Origin of the sequence: Streptomyces sp. NPDC017202 (genome assembly GCF_044331705.1) — a bacterium.
Lineage (GTDB): Bacteria > Actinomycetota > Actinomycetes > Streptomycetales > Streptomycetaceae > Streptomyces.
Map to the genome: position 1 here is coordinate 1 of NZ_JBIRNP010000004.1, position 18,359 is coordinate 18,359.

Annotated in this window: 13 protein-coding genes and 1 rRNA gene; 2 read left to right on the forward strand and 12 right to left on the reverse strand. The window is 73.1% G+C overall.

All coding sequences use genetic code 11. The features are described from left to right. Together ACH4N1_RS10060 and ACH4N1_RS10065 are read right to left on the reverse strand one after the other, a co-directional pair. Nucleotides 1–88 (reverse strand): 16S ribosomal RNA (locus tag ACH4N1_RS10060); the annotation flags it as partial. A 573-nt stretch (nt 89–661) separates the two neighbouring features. Further along, entirely contained in the window at nt 662–1,666 is a 1,005-nt protein-coding gene (locus ACH4N1_RS10065) for a stage II sporulation protein M (protein WP_398095997.1), read from the reverse strand. 127 nt (nt 1,667–1,793) lie between these two features. Here ACH4N1_RS10065 and ACH4N1_RS10070 point away from each other — a divergent pair, with 127 nt between their 5' ends. Then, nucleotides 1,794–2,765 (forward strand): RDD family protein, encoded by a 972-nt coding sequence (locus ACH4N1_RS10070; RefSeq protein ID WP_398095999.1) that lies wholly within the window; start codon nt 1,794–1,796, stop codon nt 2,763–2,765. A gap of 17 nt (nt 2,766–2,782) precedes the next feature. Here the strand turns inward: ACH4N1_RS10070 and ACH4N1_RS10075 are convergent, their stop codons facing one another. The 8 genes from ACH4N1_RS10075 to ACH4N1_RS10110 form a co-directional block, all read right to left on the reverse strand. Next, nucleotides 2,783–3,397: a hypothetical protein gene (locus tag ACH4N1_RS10075; RefSeq protein ID WP_398096000.1), complete on the reverse strand. Its 615-nt coding sequence runs from the start codon at nt 3,395–3,397 to the stop codon at nt 2,783–2,785. Between the two features lie 192 nt (nt 3,398–3,589). Further along, complete coding sequence (gene ahcY / locus ACH4N1_RS10080) at nt 3,590–5,047, reverse strand: adenosylhomocysteinase (RefSeq protein ID WP_398096002.1); 1,458 nt, start codon at nt 5,045–5,047, stop codon at nt 3,590–3,592. Between the two features lie 345 nt (nt 5,048–5,392). Continuing rightward, nucleotides 5,393–6,373, reverse strand: a complete 981-nt coding sequence (locus ACH4N1_RS10085) for a cation diffusion facilitator family transporter (RefSeq protein WP_398096003.1) — start codon at nt 6,371–6,373, stop codon at nt 5,393–5,395. A 193-nt stretch (nt 6,374–6,566) separates the two neighbouring features. Next, nucleotides 6,567–7,718 carry a mannose-6-phosphate isomerase, class I gene (gene manA / locus ACH4N1_RS10090; RefSeq protein ID WP_398096005.1) on the reverse strand — a complete coding sequence of 384 codons (1,152 nt, stop codon included), beginning with the start codon at nt 7,716–7,718 and terminating at the stop codon, nt 6,567–6,569. A gap of 232 nt (nt 7,719–7,950) precedes the next feature. Further along, nucleotides 7,951–9,084 carry an SIS domain-containing protein gene (locus tag ACH4N1_RS10095; protein ID WP_398096007.1) on the reverse strand — a complete coding sequence of 378 codons (1,134 nt, stop codon included), beginning with the start codon at nt 9,082–9,084 and terminating at the stop codon, nt 7,951–7,953. 251 nt (nt 9,085–9,335) lie between these two features. Then, entirely contained in the window at nt 9,336–9,506 is a 171-nt protein-coding gene (locus tag ACH4N1_RS10100) for a Trm112 family protein (RefSeq protein ID WP_094102991.1), read from the reverse strand. A gap of 661 nt (nt 9,507–10,167) precedes the next feature. Further along, nucleotides 10,168–11,532: a phosphomannomutase/phosphoglucomutase gene (locus ACH4N1_RS10105; protein WP_398096009.1), complete on the reverse strand. Its 1,365-nt coding sequence runs from the start codon at nt 11,530–11,532 to the stop codon at nt 10,168–10,170. 210 nt (nt 11,533–11,742) lie between these two features. After that, the gene (locus ACH4N1_RS10110; protein ID WP_359061972.1) at nt 11,743–12,165 is read right to left on the reverse strand and encodes a DUF3499 domain-containing protein; all 423 of its coding nucleotides are present in this window, start codon (nt 12,163–12,165) and stop codon (nt 11,743–11,745) included. A gap of 294 nt (nt 12,166–12,459) precedes the next feature. Here ACH4N1_RS10110 and ACH4N1_RS10115 point away from each other — a divergent pair, with 294 nt between their 5' ends. After that, nucleotides 12,460–12,909, forward strand: coding sequence for a metallopeptidase family protein (locus ACH4N1_RS10115; protein WP_366057444.1), 450 nt, complete (start codon nt 12,460–12,462; stop codon nt 12,907–12,909). A gap of 34 nt (nt 12,910–12,943) precedes the next feature. On the opposite strand, the gene ACH4N1_RS10120 is transcribed toward ACH4N1_RS10115, so the two are convergent. Next, nucleotides 12,944–14,548 (reverse strand): DUF5719 family protein, encoded by a 1,605-nt coding sequence (locus ACH4N1_RS10120; protein ID WP_398096011.1) that lies wholly within the window; start codon nt 14,546–14,548, stop codon nt 12,944–12,946. Then, entirely contained in the window at nt 14,545–18,213 is a 3,669-nt protein-coding gene (locus ACH4N1_RS10125) for a glycosyltransferase (protein ID WP_398096012.1), read from the reverse strand. Before ACH4N1_RS10125 ends, ACH4N1_RS10120 begins: the two co-directional genes overlap by 4 nt. Nucleotides 18,214–18,359: the final 146 nt, after the last annotated feature.

The following is an 18,359-nucleotide window of genomic DNA, read 5'->3' on the forward strand; positions in this document are numbered from 1 at the left end:
TCCCCACCGAAGTGGTTCATCGTTCGACTTGCATGTGTTAAGCACGCCGCCAGCGTTCGTCCTGAGCCAGGATCAAACTCTCCGTGAATGTTTACCGGTACTCCGGTGCACACATCACGAGAGCGGAACGGCGGGCGGAATAGGCCCGACCGTTCACAGCGTCCTCGCTGTGTTTTTTTCAAAGGAACCTCATCTCCGGCTATCACTGCCGGGGACGGGGTATCAACATATCTGGCGTTGATTTTTGGCACGCTGTTGAGTTCTCAAGGAACGGACGCTTCCTTTGTACTCACCCGAGAGACTCTCTCAGGCTTTCCTCCGGGCGCTTCCCTTCGGTCTTGCGTTTCCGACTCTATCAGACCGTTTCCCGGCCCGATTTCCTCGGTGCTTTCCAGGCCCCCGCTTATGTTTCGCGGTTTCCTTTCCGGCGGTTCCGACTTTATCAGAAGTTCCGGGCCGGTCTGACCGGCCACTCATTTCCGATGCATTCGGATTGCTTCTGCGGAATCGACTTCCGAGAGGCTCTATAGATACTAACCCTGCCGCCGACCGGTTCAGTCCAGTCCAGGCAACTGTTCGAATCTACCTCCCTGCGCGGCCTGTGTCAACAGGTTTTGCGGGGCGAAGAGGAGACTAGCAGTTCATCCGCCGTACATGCACATCAGGCGGCGGTCGGCACCGTGGCGCTGCGTTCGGCTGCTTCGAGGTCGCCCGTGTCGCCGGCCCGGGCCGCCCTGCCGCCCAGGACGTAGACGTAGCCCAGGAAGACCAGCTCGGCGGTGATGCCGATGGTGATGCGGGACCAGGTGGGCAGGTCCGACGGGGTGACGAAGCCTTCGATGGCGCCGGAGACGAAGAGGACCAGGGCCAGGCCGATCGCCATGCCGAGGGCGGCCCGGCCCTCCTCGGCCAGGGCCGTGCGGCGGGGGCGGAGGCCGGGATCGATGACGCTCCAGCCGAGCCGGAGGCCGGTTCCGGCGGCTACGAAGACCGCGGTCAGTTCGAGCAGGCCGTGTGGGAGGACCAGACCGAGGAAGGTGTCGAGCCGGCCCACCGAGGACATCAGCCCGACGCCGACGCCGAGGTTGAGCATGTTCTGGAAGAGGATCCAGAGGACCGGGAGACCGAGGAAGACTCCGAGGACCAGGCACATCGCGGCGGCCTGGGCGTTGTTCGTCCACACCTGGGCGGCGAAGGACGCTGCGGGGTGGCTGGAGTAGTAGGTCTCGTACTGGCCGCCGGGGCGGGTGAGCGCGTGGAGTTCGTCCGGAGCCGCGATGGAGGACTGGACTTCCGGATGGGTGCCGATCCACCAGCCCAGGAGCGCCGCGAGTGCCGTGGAGGCCAGGGCGGTGGGGACCCACCAGCGGCGGGAGCGGTAGACCGCGGCGGGGAAGCTCCGGGTGAGGAAGCGGGTGACGTCACGCCAGGAGGCTCTGCGGGTGCCCGTGACGGCACTGCGGGCGCGTGCCACCAGCTGGCTCAGCCGGCCGGTGAGCTGCGGGTCGGGTGCGCTGGACTGGATGAGGGAGAGGTGCGTGGCGGTGCGCTGGTAGAGGGTGACGAGTTCGTCGGCCTCGGTGCCGGTGAGGCTGCGGCGGCGCAGCAGGGCGTCGAGGCGGTCCCATTCGGCTCGGTGGGCGGAGACGAAGACGTCGAGGTCCATCGGGGTGCCTGCTCCTCGGCTGTTCGTCGGCGGACCGGGCGGGATCAGCTTGTCGTGCTGCGGCGCGATGCGTTCTCAGCTTGGCAGACTGGCCGGTGTCGCGGCAGGCCGGGGAAGGGGCGCGGGCGTGAGTGAGCTGGTGACGGGTGAGGCGGTGGCGTTGGAGCTGCGGCCTGCCAGGCTGCCCAGCAGGGCGCTGGCGGTGTTGCTGGACCTGACCGTGGCCCTGGTGGCCTATGCGGCGGTGAGTGTCGCGTTGCTGGTGGCGACGGCGTCTCTGGACGAGGCGGCGCGGACGGCGGTGTCGATCGCCACGTTCCTGCTGGTGCTGGTGGGGGGTCCGACAGTGGTGGAGACCCTCAGCCATGGGCGGTCTCTGGGGAAGGCGGCCTGTGGGCTGCGGGTGGTGCGGGACGACGGGGGGCCGATCCGGTTCCGGCATGCGCTGGTGCGGGGTGCGCTCGGGGTGGTGGAGATTCTGCTGACGGCCGGGGTGGTGGCGTGCGTCGCCTCGCTGGTGTCGGCGCGGGGGCGTCGGCTGGGTGATGTGTTCGCGGGGACGCTCGTGGTGCGGGAGCGGGTGCCCGCGGCGCGGGTGGGGTTCGTTCCGCCTCCTCCGCCGTGGCTGGCCGGGAGGTTCTCGGGGCTCGACCTGTCGGCGGTGCCGGACGGGCTGTGGTTGGCGGCCCGGCAGTACCTGGGGCGGATGAACCAGTTGGATCCGCAGGTGGGGTGGGCGATGGCGGAGCGTCTGGCCGGTGATCTCGCGGAGCGCACGGGGGCCGCGGTGCCGCCGGGGGTGCCGCCGGCCGCGTACGTGGCCGCGGTGGTGCAGGAACGGCAGGTGCGGGAGGCGCGGCGGGCGTTCGGCGGAGGGCCGGTGGTGGGCCGGGGTTCGGTGGCGGCGGGGCAGGGCTCGGCGGCCTGGGCCGGGCCGTCGGGCGCGCCGGTTCCGGGTCCGCCGGTCGTGCAGGGGATCGCCGACGCCGGTCGGGCGCCGGCTGCGGCGCCCGAGAGCGCGTATCCGGCGGCTCCGGTGGAGCCGGTGGAGCCGCCGTCGGGTGAGCGGTCCGCCACCGGGTTCGTCCCGCCCGCGTAGCTGTCGCCGGGGTGGGCTCAGTCGAAGGCCGACGGGGGCGATTCGAGGTCTTCCAGCTCGATGCCGGGCGCCGCGAGGACGACGTCCCCGGTGATGTGCACGCTGTGCTGTTCACCGGTGTCCAGGGCTGTGACCTGGTATTCGTCGACGGTCAGGGGGCCGTTGTCAGTGGGGTGTGTTTCTCTTCCGACCAAGGCCCAGGACTGGTCCACGGTGCGCGGTGCGAGGACCGGGTCGGTGAAGGCGACGAGGCGTACGCGGGTCGCGGACGCGGAGGGGGTGAGGCGCAGCAGGCGGGCGGTGGCGACGAGGAACGCGGGGGAGGTGCCGGTGAAGGCGTGGGCGGGGACGTTGCCTTCCGTGGCGTGGGTCCCGGTGGGGTCGGTGCGGACCCAGGTGACGCCGTCGAGGGCCGCGCCGCGTACCTGCCAGTCGCTCGCGTGGAGTTCGAGGCGGAGGGGGCGTCCGAGGGCGTCGAGCGTGAGGTCGACGGAGCCGTGGTGATCGCCGGCGGGGGTGGTCAGCCGGGAGACGTAGCGCCAGCCGGAGGGGCCGGGGGCGCATTGGAAGTGTTCGTGTGCGAGGGGGGTGTGATCGTGCGGATCGTGGAGCGAATAGCGGCCGCGGGGCATGGGGGTCCTGGGGTGTGACGGTCCGGTCCGGTCACCTCGGCGTGCCGGGCCGGGCCGGTGCGGGTGGCGGCCGGTCCGGGCGGAGGCCGACGAGGCAGGCCCCCGACACGGGGGTGCGGGGGCCTGTCTCGGAGGACCTGGTGCTGAGGAGTGCGTTCGTGCGCGGACGTGCTCCTCAGCGGCCGGGTGGACTCAGTAGCGGTAGTGGTCCGACTTGTACGGGCCGTCGACGTCGACGCCGATGTACGAGGCCTGCTCGGGGCGGAGGGTCGTGAGCTTCACGCCGAGCGCGTCCAGGTGGAGGCGGGCGACCTTCTCGTCGAGGTGCTTGGGCAGGGTGTAGACGCCGGTCGGGTAGTCGCCGGGCTTGGTGAACAGCTCGATCTGGGCCAGGGTCTGGTCCGCGAAGGAGTTGGACATCACGAACGACGGGTGGCCGGTGGCGTTGCCCAGGTTCAGCAGGCGGCCCTCGGACAGCACGATGATCTTCTTGCCGTCGGGGAAGGTCCAGGTGTGGACCTGCGGCTTGATCTCGTCCTTGACGATGCCGGGGACCTTGGCGAGGCCGGCCATGTCGATCTCGTTGTCGAAGTGGCCGATGTTCCCGACGATGGCCTGGTGCTTCATCTTGGCCATGTCCGAGGCCATGATGATGTCCTTGTTGCCGGTCGTGGTGATGAAGATGTCGGCCTTGTCGACGACCTCGTCGAGGGTCGTGACCTGGTAGCCGTCCATCGCCGCCTGCAGCGCGCAGATCGGGTCGATCTCGGTGACGATGACGCGGGCGCCCTGGCCGCGCAGCGACTCCGCGCAGCCCTTGCCGACGTCGCCGTAGCCGAAGACGACGGCGGTCTTGCCGCCGATCAGGACGTCGGTGGCGCGGTTGATGCCGTCGATCAGCGAGTGGCGGCAGCCGTACTTGTTGTCGAACTTCGACTTGGTGACCGCGTCGTTGACGTTGATCGCGGGGAACAGCAGGACGCCATCGCGCTGCATCTCGTACAGGCGGTGGACGCCGGTGGTGGTCTCCTCGGTCACGCCGCGGATCTCGGACGCCAGCTGCGTCCACTTCTGGGAGCCGTCGGTGATGGTGCGGTTGAGGAGTTCGAGGATGACGCGGTGCTCGTCGTTCTCGGCGGTGTCGACCGAGGGGACCTTGCCGTCCTTCTCGTACTCGACGCCCTTGTGGACCAGCAGGGTGGCGTCACCGCCGTCGTCGAGGATCATGTTCGGGCCGCCGGTGGGGCTGTCCGGCCAGGTCAGCGCCTGCTCGGTGCACCACCAGTACTCCTCCAGCGTCTCGCCCTTCCAGGCGAAGACCGGGACGCCCCGCGGGTTGTCGGGCGTGCCGTCGGGGCCGACGGCGATGGCGGCGGCCGCGTGGTCCTGGGTGGAGAAGATGTTGCAGGAGGCCCAGCGGACCTGGGCGCCGAGCGCGACCAGGGTCTCGATGAGGACGGCGGTCTGCACCGTCATGTGCAGGGAGCCGGTGACGCGGGCGCCGGCGAGGGGCTGGGCCTCGGCGTACTCCCTGCGGATCGACATCAGGCCGGGCATCTCGTGCTCGGCGAGGGTGATCTCCTTGCGGCCGAACTCGGCCAGGGAGAGATCGGCGACCTTGAAGTCCTGCCGGTTGTCGACAGTCGTCATGTGGTGCTGCTCCTCGGGTTGGGGAGAGGTCTGGGTACGGCTGGTCTGCGCGGCGGCGGACACAGGGGTGCCCTGGGGGACACAGGCATGCCCGCGTGCGCGCAGCGCAGTCCGTCGGAGGCCCTCTCTCCCTCGGACGGTCCGTGTGCGACCGCCCGACCGCCATCAGCAGCGACGTCTGGCTCCGTTCCAAGCTACACCGGACGCGGCGGACGGCCCCAGTCCGTCGGCGAACAGATCACGCCGATGTGACGGCCGGGCCCGGGAAAGGCGGCGGGGCCCGCCGGTGGTCGGCGGGCCCCGTCGGGTGGGCCTGGCAGGTGGTCGGCCGGAAGGGGGCCGGGGTCAGTGGTCGGCCGGGGGGTGGGCCGGGCCGCCGGGGGTGGCTTCGGCGTCGGGGCCCTTGGCGGCCTCGGTCTCGCTGTAGACGTCGGGCTCGAGGTAGATGACGCGGGCGATCGGGACGGCCTGGCGGATGCGGGACTCGGCGGCGTCGATGGCCTGCGCGATCTCGGCGGCCGTGTCGTCGTGCCGTACGGCGATCTTGGCGGCGACGAGGAGTTCCTCGGGGCCGAGGTGGAGGGTGCGCATGTGGATGATGCGGGTGACGGTGGTGCCGTCGACGACGGCGGCCTCGATCTTGCGGGTCTCCTCCGGGCCGGCGGCCTCGCCGAGGAGCAGGGACTTGGTCTCGGCGGCCAGGACGAGCGCGATGAGGATGAGCAGTACGCCGATGCAGAGGGTGCCGATGCCGTCCCAGATGCCGTCGCCGGTGGCCAGGGCGATGCCGACGCCGCCGAGGGCGAGGACGAGGCCGACGAGCGCGCCGAGGTCCTCGAGGAGGACGACGGGGAGTTCGGGGGCCTTGGCGCGGCGTACGAACTCGGCCCAGGAGAGTGAGCCGCGCAGCGGGTTGGACTCCTTGATGGCCGTCCGGAAGGAGAAGGACTCGGCGATGATGGCGAAGACGAGGACGCCGACCGGCCAGTACCAGTGCTCGATCTCGTGGGGGTGCTTGATCTTCTCGTAGCCCTCGTAGATGGCGAACATGCCGCCGACCGAGAACAGGACGATGGAGACCAGGAAGGCGTAGACGTAGCGTTCGCGGCCGTAGCCGAAGGGGTGTTGCGGGGTGGCCTCGCGCTGGGCCTTCTTTCCTCCGACGAGGAGGAGGGCCTGGTTGCCGGAGTCGGCGAGCGAGTGCACGCCTTCGGCGAGCATCGACGACGAGCCGCTGAACGCGAACGCCACGAACTTCGATGCCGCGATCGCGAGGTTGGCGGCGAGTGCCGCCACGATCGCCCTGGTGCCGCCTGACGCGCTCATGTGTTCGCGTGGTCCCTTCGTCCTCGGGTCGTTCTCGGGGTCGTCCCCGGGGCGCGTTCGTGTCGCCCCGGGGTCGCCTCGTGCGGGTGCCGGCCGGGCTGCGCGCCGTCTCCGGCTTTGCCCGTCCTTTGCGGTGGGCCATTGTTGCAGTCCGGCCCGTCGTGCGTGTGCCCGGACGGGCGGGTGGGATGCGTCAGGCGATGACGGTGGCCCTGAAGACGGTGCCGCTTCCGGACACTTCGGCTGTTTCGCCGGCGGGGACGAAGACGGACTGACCGGGTGTCAGGCCGTGCTCGCCGGCCCGTACGGTGCCGGCCGTGCAGAGCAGGATCTGCGGGGTCGTCAGGGTGAGGTCGTGCGGGGCGGCGCCCTCGGGGAGGGTGTAGCGGGAGAGGCGGAACTCGTCGACGGGGGTCTCGTAGACCTCCTCGCCGTCGGGGGTGGCCTCGGGGCGCAGGACGCCGGGGTCGCCGGGCTCGAAGCGGACGACGCGCAGGAGTTCGGGGACGTCGACGTGCTTGGGGGTGAGGCCGCAGCGCAGGACGTTGTCGGAGTTGGCCATGATCTCGACGCCGAGGCCGTCGAGGTAGGCGTGCGGGATGCCGGCGCCGAGGAAGAGGGCCTCGCCCGGCTGGAGGCGGACGTGGTTGAGGAGCATCGCCGCGATGACGCCGGGGTCGCCGGGGTAGTGGTGGGCGAGGCCGGCGTAGGGGGCGTGGTCGCCGCCGAGGCGGTCGCAGGCGGCGGCCGCGGCCGCGACCGTGCGGGCCATCTCGTCCGGGTCCGCGGTGAGGATCGCCGTGAGGACCTCGCGCAGGGCCGCCTCCTCGGGCTGGGCGTGCAGCAGGTCGACGTACGGCTTGAGGGAGTCGACGTCGAGGGCGTCGAGGAGGTCGGCGGCGCGGGCCGGGTCGCGGAAGCCGCACAGGCCGTCGAACTCGGTCAGGGCGCAGATGAGTTCGGGTTTGTGGTGGGCGTCCTTGTAGTTGCGGTGCGGGGCGTCGACGGGGATGCCGCGGCGCTCCTCGTCGGCGTAGCCCTCCTCGGCCTGGGTCGGATCGGGGTGGACCTGGAGGGAGAGGGGGGCGCCGGCGGCGAGGAGTTTGAGGAGGAAGGGGAGGCGGGGGCCGAACTTGGCGACGGTCCTCTCGCCCAGCTCCCGCTCGGGGGCGGCCTCGATGACCTCGCCGAGGGTGCCCCGGCCGGTGCGGGAGGGGGCGCCGGGGTGGGCGCCCATCCACATCTCGGCCTGGGGTTCGCCGGTGGGTTCGACGCCGAGCAGGTGCGGGATGGCGGTGGGGGAACCCCAGGCGTAGGGGCGGATCGTGTTGTCGAGGCGGTCCATGCGGGTGTCTGCCTGCCTGTTCTGTCTGTCCTGCGGTCGGGCGGGCGGCGGTCGGGCGGCCGTGGTCGGCGGCCGGCTACCGGCTACCGGCTACCGGCTACCGGCTACCGGCTACCGGCTACCGGCGATCATGGTCGGCCGTCGGATGTCCGCGGCCGGCCGGCTGCCTGCTGCTGTCCGGGGCGACGGTCCGTGCCGGCTTTCGAGGGCTGGACGGGCGGTCGTCGTCAGATCAGGCTCCCGAAGCGAGCGCCAGGTAAACGGCGGCGAAATCCGTCATGGCGATCAGTTCGGAGAGGGCGACGAGTTCGTCGCCGGCCTCCGGTTCCATCTCGCTCATCGGCGTGTCGTGGCTGAGGGCCAGCTCGCGGGCGGCGGGAGCGGCGGTGAGGCCGCCGATCGGGCGGTCGCGCAGCAGCACCACGCGCGCGTGCAGGGCGGGCGCTTCCTCGACGCGGTCACGGAAGAAGTCGTCCGGATCGGCGCCGGCGGCGAGCGGGCCGGCGAGCAGGGCACTGTGCGCGGCGAGGGCCTCGGGAAGTTCGGCCACGAGGGAGGGGCGGCCGGCGAGTTCGGCGAGGGCGGCGGCGAAGCGGCGGCCCGCGGGGCCGGCCGAGGTGCCCTCCGTCCAGATCACGGGGAGGGAGTCGGCGAGTTCGGCGGCCAGGGTCTTCGCGGGGTTGCTGTAGGTGGCGACGGCCGGGCCGCAGCGTTCGGCGACGTGGTCGAGGCGGTCGGCGACCTTCTCGAGTGCCTCGGGCGGGGCGGAGATCAGGGCGATGCGGTCCAGGAGCGCGAGCAGGGGGGTCAGGAGCGCCCACAGGACGCCCGGGGCGGAGGCCGCGACGGGGGGCTGCTCGTCCTGCTCGTAGGGGGCGGTCGCCATCGGGACGAACAGGCCGTGCACCGCGTCGGCGGCCTCGGCGAGCGGGGAGCCGGCGGGGGCCACGGCGACGACGGTGCAGCCGCGGCGGTACGCCTGCTCGGCGAGGAGGGAGAGGCCGGGCTCGGTGCCGTCGGGGGTGGTGATGAGGAGGAGGTCCACGGAGCCGGCCCAGCCGGGGAGTTCCCAGCGGAGGGCGCCCGCGGCGGGGGCCACGCCGGCGGGGGCGAGGCGGGTGACCGGGCAGGCGGCGCCGGCGAGGGTGCCGAGGAGGTCGGCGACGCAGGTGGCGGCGGCGCCGGGGCCGGCGAGGAGGATCGCGCGCGGGCGGCCGTCCGGTTCGAGTCGCTGCACGCCTGCCTCGGTGGCGTGCCGGACGGCGGTGCGGACGCGGGCGCCGGCCTCGGCCGCTCCCCGCAGGAGGGCACGGTGGTCCGCCTCGGCCAAGGCCTCCGGCGTGTCGAGCAGCGATTCGTCGAGCATGGCGTCAGGTCTCCGATCGCCTGTGGTCGTCGGTGTGCGGGGCGCTGCGCGGGCGGCCGGTGTGGGGCGTCCTGCGTGCGGTCGCTCGCGTGCGGGTGGCCCGGCGTGCGGGTCACGTCGTGTGCGGGTGGCCCGGCGTGCGCGTGACCTCGTGCGAGCGTGGCCTCGCGTACGCGTCGTCCGGCGTACGCGTCGCGTGCGAGTCGCCTCGCGTTCGGTCGGCGTCGGCCCGTACGGCGGGCCGGGGGCCGTTACGCGGGGCGGCGGGCCTCGTCGATGAGGAGGACGGGGATGCCGTCGCGGATCGGGTACGCCAGGCCGCAGTCCTGGCCTGTGCAGATCAGCTCGGTGTCCTGCTCTTCGAGGGGGGCGTGGCAGGCGGGGCAGGCGAGGATCTCCAGGAGGCCGGCTTCGAGCGGCATGGGGTGTCCTTTCGGGGTGGGACCGGGGTGATTCCGGGGTTCTTGCGGGGTGAATGTGGGGTGATTGTGGGGCGGATGCGGCTGGTGGGTCCGGGGTGGATGTGCCTGGTCAGGGTACCGCTGGCCGGAGTGGGGTGGGGGGTGGTCCGGTGAGGGTCCGTCGCCCCCGCCGCCCCTTCCCGTCCCGTCCTGAAGGGGCTCTGCCCCTTCAGGACCCCGGGGGGGGGGGGGGGGGGGGGGGCCGGGGGGGGGGGGGGGGGGGGGGGGGGCCCCCCCCCCCCCCCCCCCCCCCCCCCCCCGCCGGCGGGGGGCCCCCCCCCTCCCCCCCCCCGCCAGGGGGCAGGCCCCCTGGACCCCCATCGGCCTGGACGGCCTCGTCCTCAATCGCCGGACGGGCTGAAAGTACCCGGCACCGGCCGACTCCCCCTCCCCACCCGCGAACTACTGGACAGTCTGAAAGCACCCGACGTCGTCCGGCTCACCCCGCCCGCCAACTACCGGGCAGGCTGAAAGCAGCCGGCACCGTCCGGCTCCCGGCCCGCCAACTACCGGACAGGTTGAAAGCAGCCGGCACCGGCCGGCTCCCCCCGCCCTCGAACCGTCGGCGTCGCGTCGGTCGAAGCACCCCGTCGGCGCACCGGCGGTCCGGCGGTGTCGTGTCTCAGCCCCTGATGAGCGCCAGGACCTCGTCCCTGATCTTCCTCATCGTCGCCTCGTCGCGGGCCTCCGCGTTGAGGCGGAGGAGGGGTTCGGTGTTGGAGGGGCGGACGTTGAACCACCAGTCGGGGGTGGTGACCGTGAGGCCGTCCAGCTCGTCGAGGGTGGTGTCGGGGCGAGCGCCGTAGGTGGACCTGATCGCGGCGATGCGGGCCTTCTGGTCGTCGACCGTGGAGTTGATCTCGCCGGAGCCGGCGTAGCGGTCGTACTGGGCGACGAGGGCGGAGAGGGGGGTGTCCTGGCCGCCGAGGGCCGCGAGGACGTGGAGGGCGGCCAGCATGCCGGTGTCGGCGTTCCAGAAGTCCTTGAAGTAGTAGTGGGCGGAGTGCTCGCCGCCGAAGATCGCGCCGGTGCGGGCCATCTCCGCCTTGATGAAGGAGTGGCCGACGCGGGTGCGGACGGGGGTGCCGCCGTTCTCCCTCACGACCTCGGGGACGGTCCACGAGGTGATCAGGTTGTGGATGACGGTGCCCTTGCCGCCGTGCCGGGCGAGTTCGCGGGCGGCGACGAGGGCGGTGATCGCGGACGGGGAGACCGGGTCGCCCTGTTCGTCGATCACGAAGCAGCGGTCGGCGTCACCGTCGAAGGCGATGCCGAGGTCGGCGCCCTCCTCGCGCACCCGCTTCTGGAGGTCGACGAGGTTGGCGGGGTCGAGGGGGTTGGCCTCGTGGTTGGGGAAGGTGCCGTCCAGTTCGAAGTACAGGGGGACGACGGCCAGGGGCAGGCCGGCGAGGACGGTGGGGACGGTGTGGCCGCCCATGCCGTTGCCCGCGTCGACGACGACCTTCAGGGGGCGGATGGAGGTGACGTCGACGAGGGAGCGCAGGTGGGCCGCGTAGTCGTCCAGCGTGTCCGCCCGGGTGAGGGTGCCGGGCCGCGCGGCCGGCTCGGGGCCGGTCGTCTCCGACCAGGTCTGCACCAGTTCGCGGATCTGCGTCAGGCCGGTGTCCTGGCCGACCGGGGCGGCGCCGGCACGGCACAGCTTGATGCCGTTGTACCGCGCCGGGTTGTGCGAGGCGGTGAACATGGCGCCCGGCAGGTCCAGCGCGCCCGAGGCGTAGTACAGCTGGTCCGTGGAGCACAGGCCGATCTCGGTCACGTGCACGCCGCGTGCGGCCGCGCCGCGGGCGAACGCGGCGGACAGGCCGGGGGACGAGGGGCGCATGTCGTGGCCGACGACGATCGCCTCGGCGTCGGTCACCTGGGCGAAGGCAGCCCCGAACAGTTCGGCCAGCGACTCGTCCCACTGATCCGGGACCACCCCGCGTACGTCGTACGCCTTCACGATCTGCGACAGATCAGCAGCCACGGCCAAACCTTCCTGAAAGTCTCGTCAGTCACCACAAACTACCCGGCGCGACCGGCAGGCCGTCGCGGGTCCGCCGGCTCCGGTCCGCAGACGTGGCGTACGCCGTCACCTCAGGTCAGAGCCACAAGGGGGAAGCGTTCGGTCCGGTTCCGTCCGCGGCGACGGCGGGTGCGTGGCCGTGCGTCGGCCGGACGGGGCGGAGCGGGCGGGTCAGTTGTCCGGCGAGCGCAGGACCCGCAGGTGGCCGCGGCGGGCGACCTCCATCGGGTCCGCCCCGCGGCTCGCGCCGCCGGCGCCGGCCGCGCGTCCCTGCGGGCGGGCGGCCTCGCGGACGGCGTTGGCGAGCGCTTCGAGGTCGTCGCCGCTGGGGCGGGCGGGAGCCGAACCGTCGAGGAGCCGGACGACCTCCCAGCCGCGCGGGGCGGTGAGGCGCTCGGAGTGCTCGGCGCACAGGTCGTAGCAGTGGGGTTCGGCGTAGGTGGCGAGCGGGCCGAGGACGGCGGTCGAGTCGGCGTAGACGTACGTCAGCGTCGCGACGGCGGGTCGGCCGCAGGCGGTTCGCGAACAGCGACGTACAGGGCTCACGATGTTGGACGGTACCGCACTCTTGAGCGGGCCGCGACGACTCTCCACCAGGTCACTCCCCCGTGTCGGGTTGTGAAACGCCCCACAGACGACTCCAGTCATACCCCGCTGACCTGCGCGAACACCAGTCCTGGCGGTGAGGAAGGCGTCCAGGTCCGGCCGCCGACGCGGACAAAAGCCATCAATTGCCGCGAGTTCGACGGTCTCGGAGAGATACGGAATCGAGCCGGACCTTGGCCGGAACGGCCGTCCCGGGCCATCCGGGGCGAGCGGCCGGACGGTGGCCGGGTTGCCGCGTGGAGCCGGGCGGCCGGTGGCGGCGGGGACTACTCTGCGGTGGTGATGGACAGTCCCGTACCGCCTCGTGCCGCAGCCCCCGGCCCTCGTCGTCGTGATCGCCACGGAAGAGGGATGCGCGGGCCGATCGCGCCCCCTCAGGTACCGCTGGCGGCGAGCCGCGGCGAGGTGTTCGCGGACCTGGTGCAGGACTCGGTGGACCGGCTGGAGCGGCGGTGGCCGCAGCTCGCCGACATCGACTTCATGGTGCTCGAGGTGCCGCGGCTGGACGGTTCCGGGGAGCCGTGGAACGACGAGGCGGTTCCGCTGGGCGGCACGGTCTCCGCGCGGGACGGCCGCCGCGCGCGGGTGGTCGTCTACCGGCGGCCCGTCGAGATCCGCACCAAGGGGCGGGACGAGCGGGCCGCGCTGGTGCACGAGGTCGTCGTGGAACAGGTGGCGGAGTTGCTGGGGCTGACTCCGGAGACGGTGGATCCCCGCTACGGCGAGGACTGAGCGCGCGGGCGGCCGCGCGCTCCCCTCGCCGTCCTCACTTCTGCAGCACCGTGAGGTCCTCGTCGGCTTCCGGTACCGCCACCGTGCCCCGGTCGTCCGGCAGTGTCTGGACGGTGAAGCCGGGGACGCCGCCCTCCGTGGCCGTCAGGGTGCGGGCGGCGTAGACGGGGGTGGCGGTGAGGTTCTCCACGGTCAGGGCGTAGGTGCCCTTGAGGCCCGCGGGGACCGGGAGCGGGACGTCCTGGGTGGTGCCCTGCTTGATCGTGTACGTCTTGGAGGTCGCGGTGCCTCCGCCGGTGCCCGCCGACGCGGTGACCTTGACCTTGGCGGTGGCGGTGGGCGCGGTCAGGGAGAGCGTGGCGTCCTTGGCCCCGTTGCCGACGACGGACGCGCGCGTGCCGACCGGGCCGGTGGCGGGGATGAACGCCGACTCCTGCTTGTCGCCCTTGCCGCGCACGACCCGGACGGCCGCGACGACCGGCGCCGACCCGTCGGTGGGGGTCAGGACCAGCGAGCCGGCCTCCCCGCGCGTGACGTCACCCAGGTCGAGGGCGGTCGTCATGCCTCCCTTGACGTGCATCGTCTCCTGGCCGGCGGGGGTGATCAGGCCGGTGGGCGAGGCGAGTTGCACCTTGAGGTCGGCGTCGGCGTCGCCCGGCGCGAAGGCGACCAGGCGGACCGCCGTGGCGTCCTCGGGGATGCCGGGGACGACCAGGGTGCCCGCGGGGTCGGTGGACGCGGCCAGCCAGTCGCCGCCGAGCTTGTCGTCCAGGGCCTGTACGGCGGCGCCGACGCGGCCGCTGCGGACGTTCACGTGGACGGTCAGGTCGTCCTGCTTCTCGCCGGTGAGAGTGGACAGCAGGATGGGCTCGCTGGAGTGCGCCGGGATCGTCAGTCCCTCGCCGACCGTGGTCGTGACGGTGCCGTCCTTGCCGAACAGCTCGATGTCGGCGACGGCCGCGGAGTCGTCGGGGTTGGTGAGGTGGACGTAGTCCGTGCGGTCGGCCGCGGTGCTGACGCCCGGGAACCAGAACTCCGTGTCCGGGGCGGTGCAGGTGACGCCGAGCAGGCCGCGGCCGTTGCCGGCGGTGACCTGGGTGGTCTGCTGGACCGTCCAGCCGGGCGCGAACCTGCCTTCGGCGGTGCCCACGAGCGCGGGCTCGTCGGCGCCGGAGGTCTCGGCGGTGACGGGGGTGCCGGGCGCCTTGGGGGTCAGGACCGACGTGGCCGCGGTCTTCTTGTCGTCGGCTTTCCGGTCGTCGGCCTTGTCGCCGTCGGCCGCCTTGTCGGTGCCCGTCTCGCCGGTGTCCGTCTTGTCCGTGTTCTTGTCGTCCCCGGCCGGCTCCCCGGTGTCCTCGTCGGCGGCCGTGTCCGTCGGCTCACGGGAGGCGGCGAGGAGTTCGGCCGAGCCGTCGCTTCCGGTGCCCTTGGTGACGGGGGTGAACGACGTGTACGTCGTCTCGGCGAGGTCGGAGGCGCTGGGTTCCGGGCAGAGCAGGCCGGTGCGCTCCACGGGCAGGACCGCGGCCGCCTCGGCGGTGTCCGTGCCGGACGCGCCCGGCTCGCTGAGCGTGGCGAAACCGGTGACGGCGGCCAGTGCGACCGTGCCGGCGATCAGGGACAGGGTGGTGCGGTTCACTGCTGGCTCCCGTCGGGGCGCTCGCTGCCGGTGCCGTGGGGGTGCTGCGCCGGGTCGTAGGCGGGGTCGTAGCCGCCCTGCTGGTACGCCGACGGGTCGTAGCTCTGCTGGTAGGCCTGGTCGTACGCGGCGGTGGCCTCGGGGTGGGCCTCGTAGGCGTACGGGTCGTACCGGCCCGCCTGGTACGGGTCGTAGGAGGCCTGGTCGTGGGTTCCGGGGGCGTACTGCTGGGGGACGCCCCGGTACTGCTCGTCGCCGTAGGCGTCGTACCGGGCGGGCGGGTCGGCCGGTGCCTCCCAGCCGTCGTAGGACTGCTGGTGCGGCACCGCGGCCGGGGTCTCCTCGGGCGCGGCGGGCGTGACGTCCTCGTCCCGGCCGGGGTCCTCGGATTCGGCCTGGGCGCGCAGGCGGCGGGCGCGGCGGCCCTCGCCCTCGACGGCCTGGGCCGGGACGGGCTGCTCCTCGGGGAGGTCGTCGTCGACGTCGCGGCGGCGGCCGGGCAGGGCGAGAACAACCAGGACGAGGGCGAGGAGGCCCTGCGCCCACAGCCAGGCGGTGTGGCCGAACGGGTCGTCGTAGGTGACGTCCAGGCGGCCGCCGGAGGCGGGGAGTTCGAAGCCCTGGGCCCAGCCGTCGACGGTGGTGCGGGTGAGCGGCTCGCCGTCGAGGGTGGCGGTCCAGCCGTCGGCGGCGGCGTCGGCCAGGCGCAGGATCCGGCCGTCGGCGCCCGCGGGGACCGTGGTGTGGATGTCGACCGGGCCCGCGGCGACCGCCGTCGGGGTGCCCTTGCCGGAGGCGGTGACGATCGCCGCGCGGGAGACCTCCTGGTCGACCCGCCACAGGGCGCTGCCGTCCTGCTGGCTGAGCCGGGACAGGCCGGGGGTGGCGTCCAGGACGCGGGTGACCTCGCGGGGCGCGCCCTTGTGGACGAGGACGTAGCGGACGGCGAACTTGCCGAGCTGGTCGGCCTGGTCGGCACCGGAGCCGGCGACGAGGTTGGCGACGACCTTGCCGAGGGTGGCGTTCTCCCCGTCGGCCGCGGCGAGTTCGGCGTCGCCCATGCGGGCGCCGGAGCCGCGGACCAGCATGTAGCCGACGTGGGCGGCGGAGTCGCTGTCCAGGACGAGGGTGCGGGCCTGGTCGCGGGTGTTGCTCTCCTCGGCGACGAACGCGGGCACCTGGACCGGGTCGCGGCGCTCCAGGGGGCCGTCGGCGCCGCCGAGCATCCAGCCCGCGGCGACGAGCAGCGGGCCCGCGGCCGAGGCGAAGGCGATGAGGGCGGCGACCGGCTGACGCCAGCCGAAGCTCTGCTCGGCGACGCGCGTGCGTGCGCCGTCGGCGCCCATGAGGGCGGCGGCGAGCAGGCCGATGCCGTAGACGAGGGTCGCGGGGCCGGCCCAGGCGGAGGTGTTGGACAGGACCGCGAAGACGAGGCCGACCAGGGCGACCGTCCAGGCCGTCCAGATGCCGAACTGGCGCTCCGTGCGCAGCAGGGCGGCCAGTGCGGCCAGGACGACGCCGATGAGCATCAGGCCGCTGACCGTGCCGGGGCCGCCGGGGCTGATGCCGAGCAGGTCGGTCGCGGAGGCCGCCGAGGGGCCGTACTCCAGGCCGGCTTCGGTGAAGAAGCCGAGCGGGAGCAGCGACAGCGACCAGGGCGCGAGGACCAGCAGGGGGGTGCCGAGCTGGACGAGGAAGCGCAGGCCGTGGGCGGGGATGTCGGTGCGGCGCACGGCGAGGACGGCGAGGCCGAGGACCAGCGCGACGGGCCAGATGATCGGCGTGAAGGCGGTGGTGAGTGTCAGCAGCAGGGCGTACGCCCAGGTGGCGCGCCAGCTGCCGCGCGCGCCGGAGGTGTGGGCGAGGCCGCTCGCGGCGATGCCCGCGCGGGCGATGAGCGGCAGCAGGACGGCCAGGACGGCGGTGCCGATGCGGCCGCCCGCGAGGGCGCCGGTGGCGGCGGGCAGGAAGGCGTAGACGACGGCGCCCCACGCGCGCAGCAGGCTCGACGTGATGAGCGGGCGGGAGGCGAAGTAGGCCGTGAGGCCCGCCAGCGGCACCGAGCAGACCAGCAGCACGGTGACGGCGAGGCCGGTCGAGCCGAACAGCAGGGAGGCGAACAGGGCGACGACCGCGAGGTACGGCGGGGCGGACGGGGTGCCGCCGGCGCCGACCGGGTGCCAGGCATCGAGGTAGCGCGACCACAGTTCGGAGGCGTCGGCCGGGGCGGGCAGCATGGCCCCTCCGGTGAGGGCGCCGCCGCCCAGGAGGTTGCGGCAGGCGACCAGGGAGACCAGCAGCAGCACCAGGAAGAGCACCGGGCCCGGTTTGCGGGCGATGCGCTTGAGGCGGGCGAACTGTTCGATCTCGAGGAAGTCGGCGTCGTCGCCGCCGGGTCCCGACTCGACGGCGCCGCCGTGCCGGCCGGCTCCGGTAGTGGTCTCGGTGTCGGTGGCGCCGAAGAGGTCGCCCGCGACCTGTTCGACGGTGGCCCGTACGGTCGCGCCGGGCGGCGGGAACAGCGGGCGCAGTTCGTCCTTGTCGATCTCGGAGCCGCCGCGCCGGCGTCGTCCGGCGATGATCCGCTCGGGTCGCAGGAGGGTGCCCAGCAGGCCGCGGATCTCGTCGAGGGCCTGTCCGGGGACCTTGCCGACGAGGTTGGCGACGGTTCGCAGGAGGGTTCCGACGACCAGGCGGACCAGGATCCAGGGCAGCAGGGCCGTACGGCTGTTGACGAGGAGGGTGTAGACGGCGCCGGCCTTGTCGACCTTGTGGGGGGAGGCCGTGGTGCGGCCCGCGCAGTCGACGGCGCGCCGCTCGCGGGAGGCGGCCTCGGCGTGCCGGACGACGGCGTCGGGGGCGACGAGGACGCGGTGGCCGGCGGCGTGCGCCCGCCAGCACAGGTCGATGTCGTCGCGCATGAGGGGCAGGCGGCGGTCGAAGCCGCCGAGTTCCTCGAAGACGTCGCGGCGGACGAGCATGCCGGCGGTGGACACGGCCAGTACGGAACGCACGTGGTCGTGCTGGCCCTGGTCCTGTTCGCGGCGGTCCAGTCCGGTCCAGCGGCGGCCGGAGTGGGCGATGGTGACGCCGACCTCGAGGAGCTGGCGGCGGTCGTACCAGCCGCGGAGCTTGGGGCCGACGACGGCGACGTCGTCACGGCCCAGTTCGAGTTCGTTCTCCACGACGCGCAGCAGTTCGGCCAGGGCGTCGGGTTCGGGCGCGCAGTCGTCGTGCAGCAGCCACAGCCACTGGACGGGTTCGCCGTGCGGGAGGTCGGGCAGGTCGTAGGCGTCGTCGCGCCAGGTGCGCGTGGCGGGGTCCCAGCCGCTCGGGCGTTTGAGGTACGGCAGTTCGTCGGGGGTGAGGACCGGGGCGGTCCGGGTCGCCTCCTCGACGGCCTGGCCGAAGCCGGTGCGCCGGGCGAGGTGCAGGACGTGGTCGGCGCCGAGGGCGTCGGTGACCAGCTGGGCCGAGTCGTCCGCGCTGCCGGTGTCGGCGGCCACGACGGCTTGGACGGGACGCTCCTGGCCGAGCAGCCCGGCGAGCGCGTCGGGCAGCCAGCGGGCGCCGTCGTGGGAGACGAGGACCGCGGTCACCACGTGGCGCGGGAACTCAGGAGTGGCAGCGTCGCGTTGACCTGCCGTTTGGCTGTGCACGGACATCGAGGTACGGGCCCCGGTTCGGTGGACTGCGGTGGACGCCCGCGCCGCACGGGGGCGGCGGGGTGTCTCGGACGAGCGCCCACACTATCGGCTGGGCACGACGGCGGCCCGCCCCCTGTGGACAAGCCACCTGCGACGGGCCGTTC

What these genes read in the sequence shown, in the direction of transcription:
- ACH4N1_RS10095 (WP_398096007.1), bottom strand. Translation starts at nt 9,084, where the DNA reads ATGCTCGACGAATCGCTGCTCGACACGCCGGAGGCCTTGGCCGAGGCG.
- ACH4N1_RS10125 (WP_398096012.1), bottom strand. Translation starts at nt 18,213, where the DNA reads ATGTCCGTGCACAGCCAAACGGCAGGTCAACGCGACGCTGCCACTCCT.
- ACH4N1_RS10075 (WP_398096000.1), bottom strand. Translation starts at nt 3,397, where the DNA reads ATGCCCCGCGGCCGCTATTCGCTCCACGATCCGCACGATCACACCCCC.
- ACH4N1_RS10100 (WP_094102991.1), bottom strand. Translation starts at nt 9,506, where the DNA reads ATGCCGCTCGAAGCCGGCCTCCTGGAGATCCTCGCCTGCCCCGCCTGC.
- manA (WP_398096005.1), bottom strand. Translation starts at nt 7,718, where the DNA reads ATGGACCGCCTCGACAACACGATCCGCCCCTACGCCTGGGGTTCCCCC.
- ahcY (WP_398096002.1), bottom strand. Translation starts at nt 5,047, where the DNA reads ATGACGACTGTCGACAACCGGCAGGACTTCAAGGTCGCCGATCTCTCC.
- ACH4N1_RS10065 (WP_398095997.1), bottom strand. Translation starts at nt 1,666, where the DNA reads ATGGACCTCGACGTCTTCGTCTCCGCCCACCGAGCCGAATGGGACCGC.
- ACH4N1_RS10085 (WP_398096003.1), bottom strand. Translation starts at nt 6,373, where the DNA reads ATGAGCGCGTCAGGCGGCACCAGGGCGATCGTGGCGGCACTCGCCGCC.
- ACH4N1_RS10115 (WP_366057444.1), top strand. Translation starts at nt 12,460, where the DNA reads ATGGACAGTCCCGTACCGCCTCGTGCCGCAGCCCCCGGCCCTCGTCGT.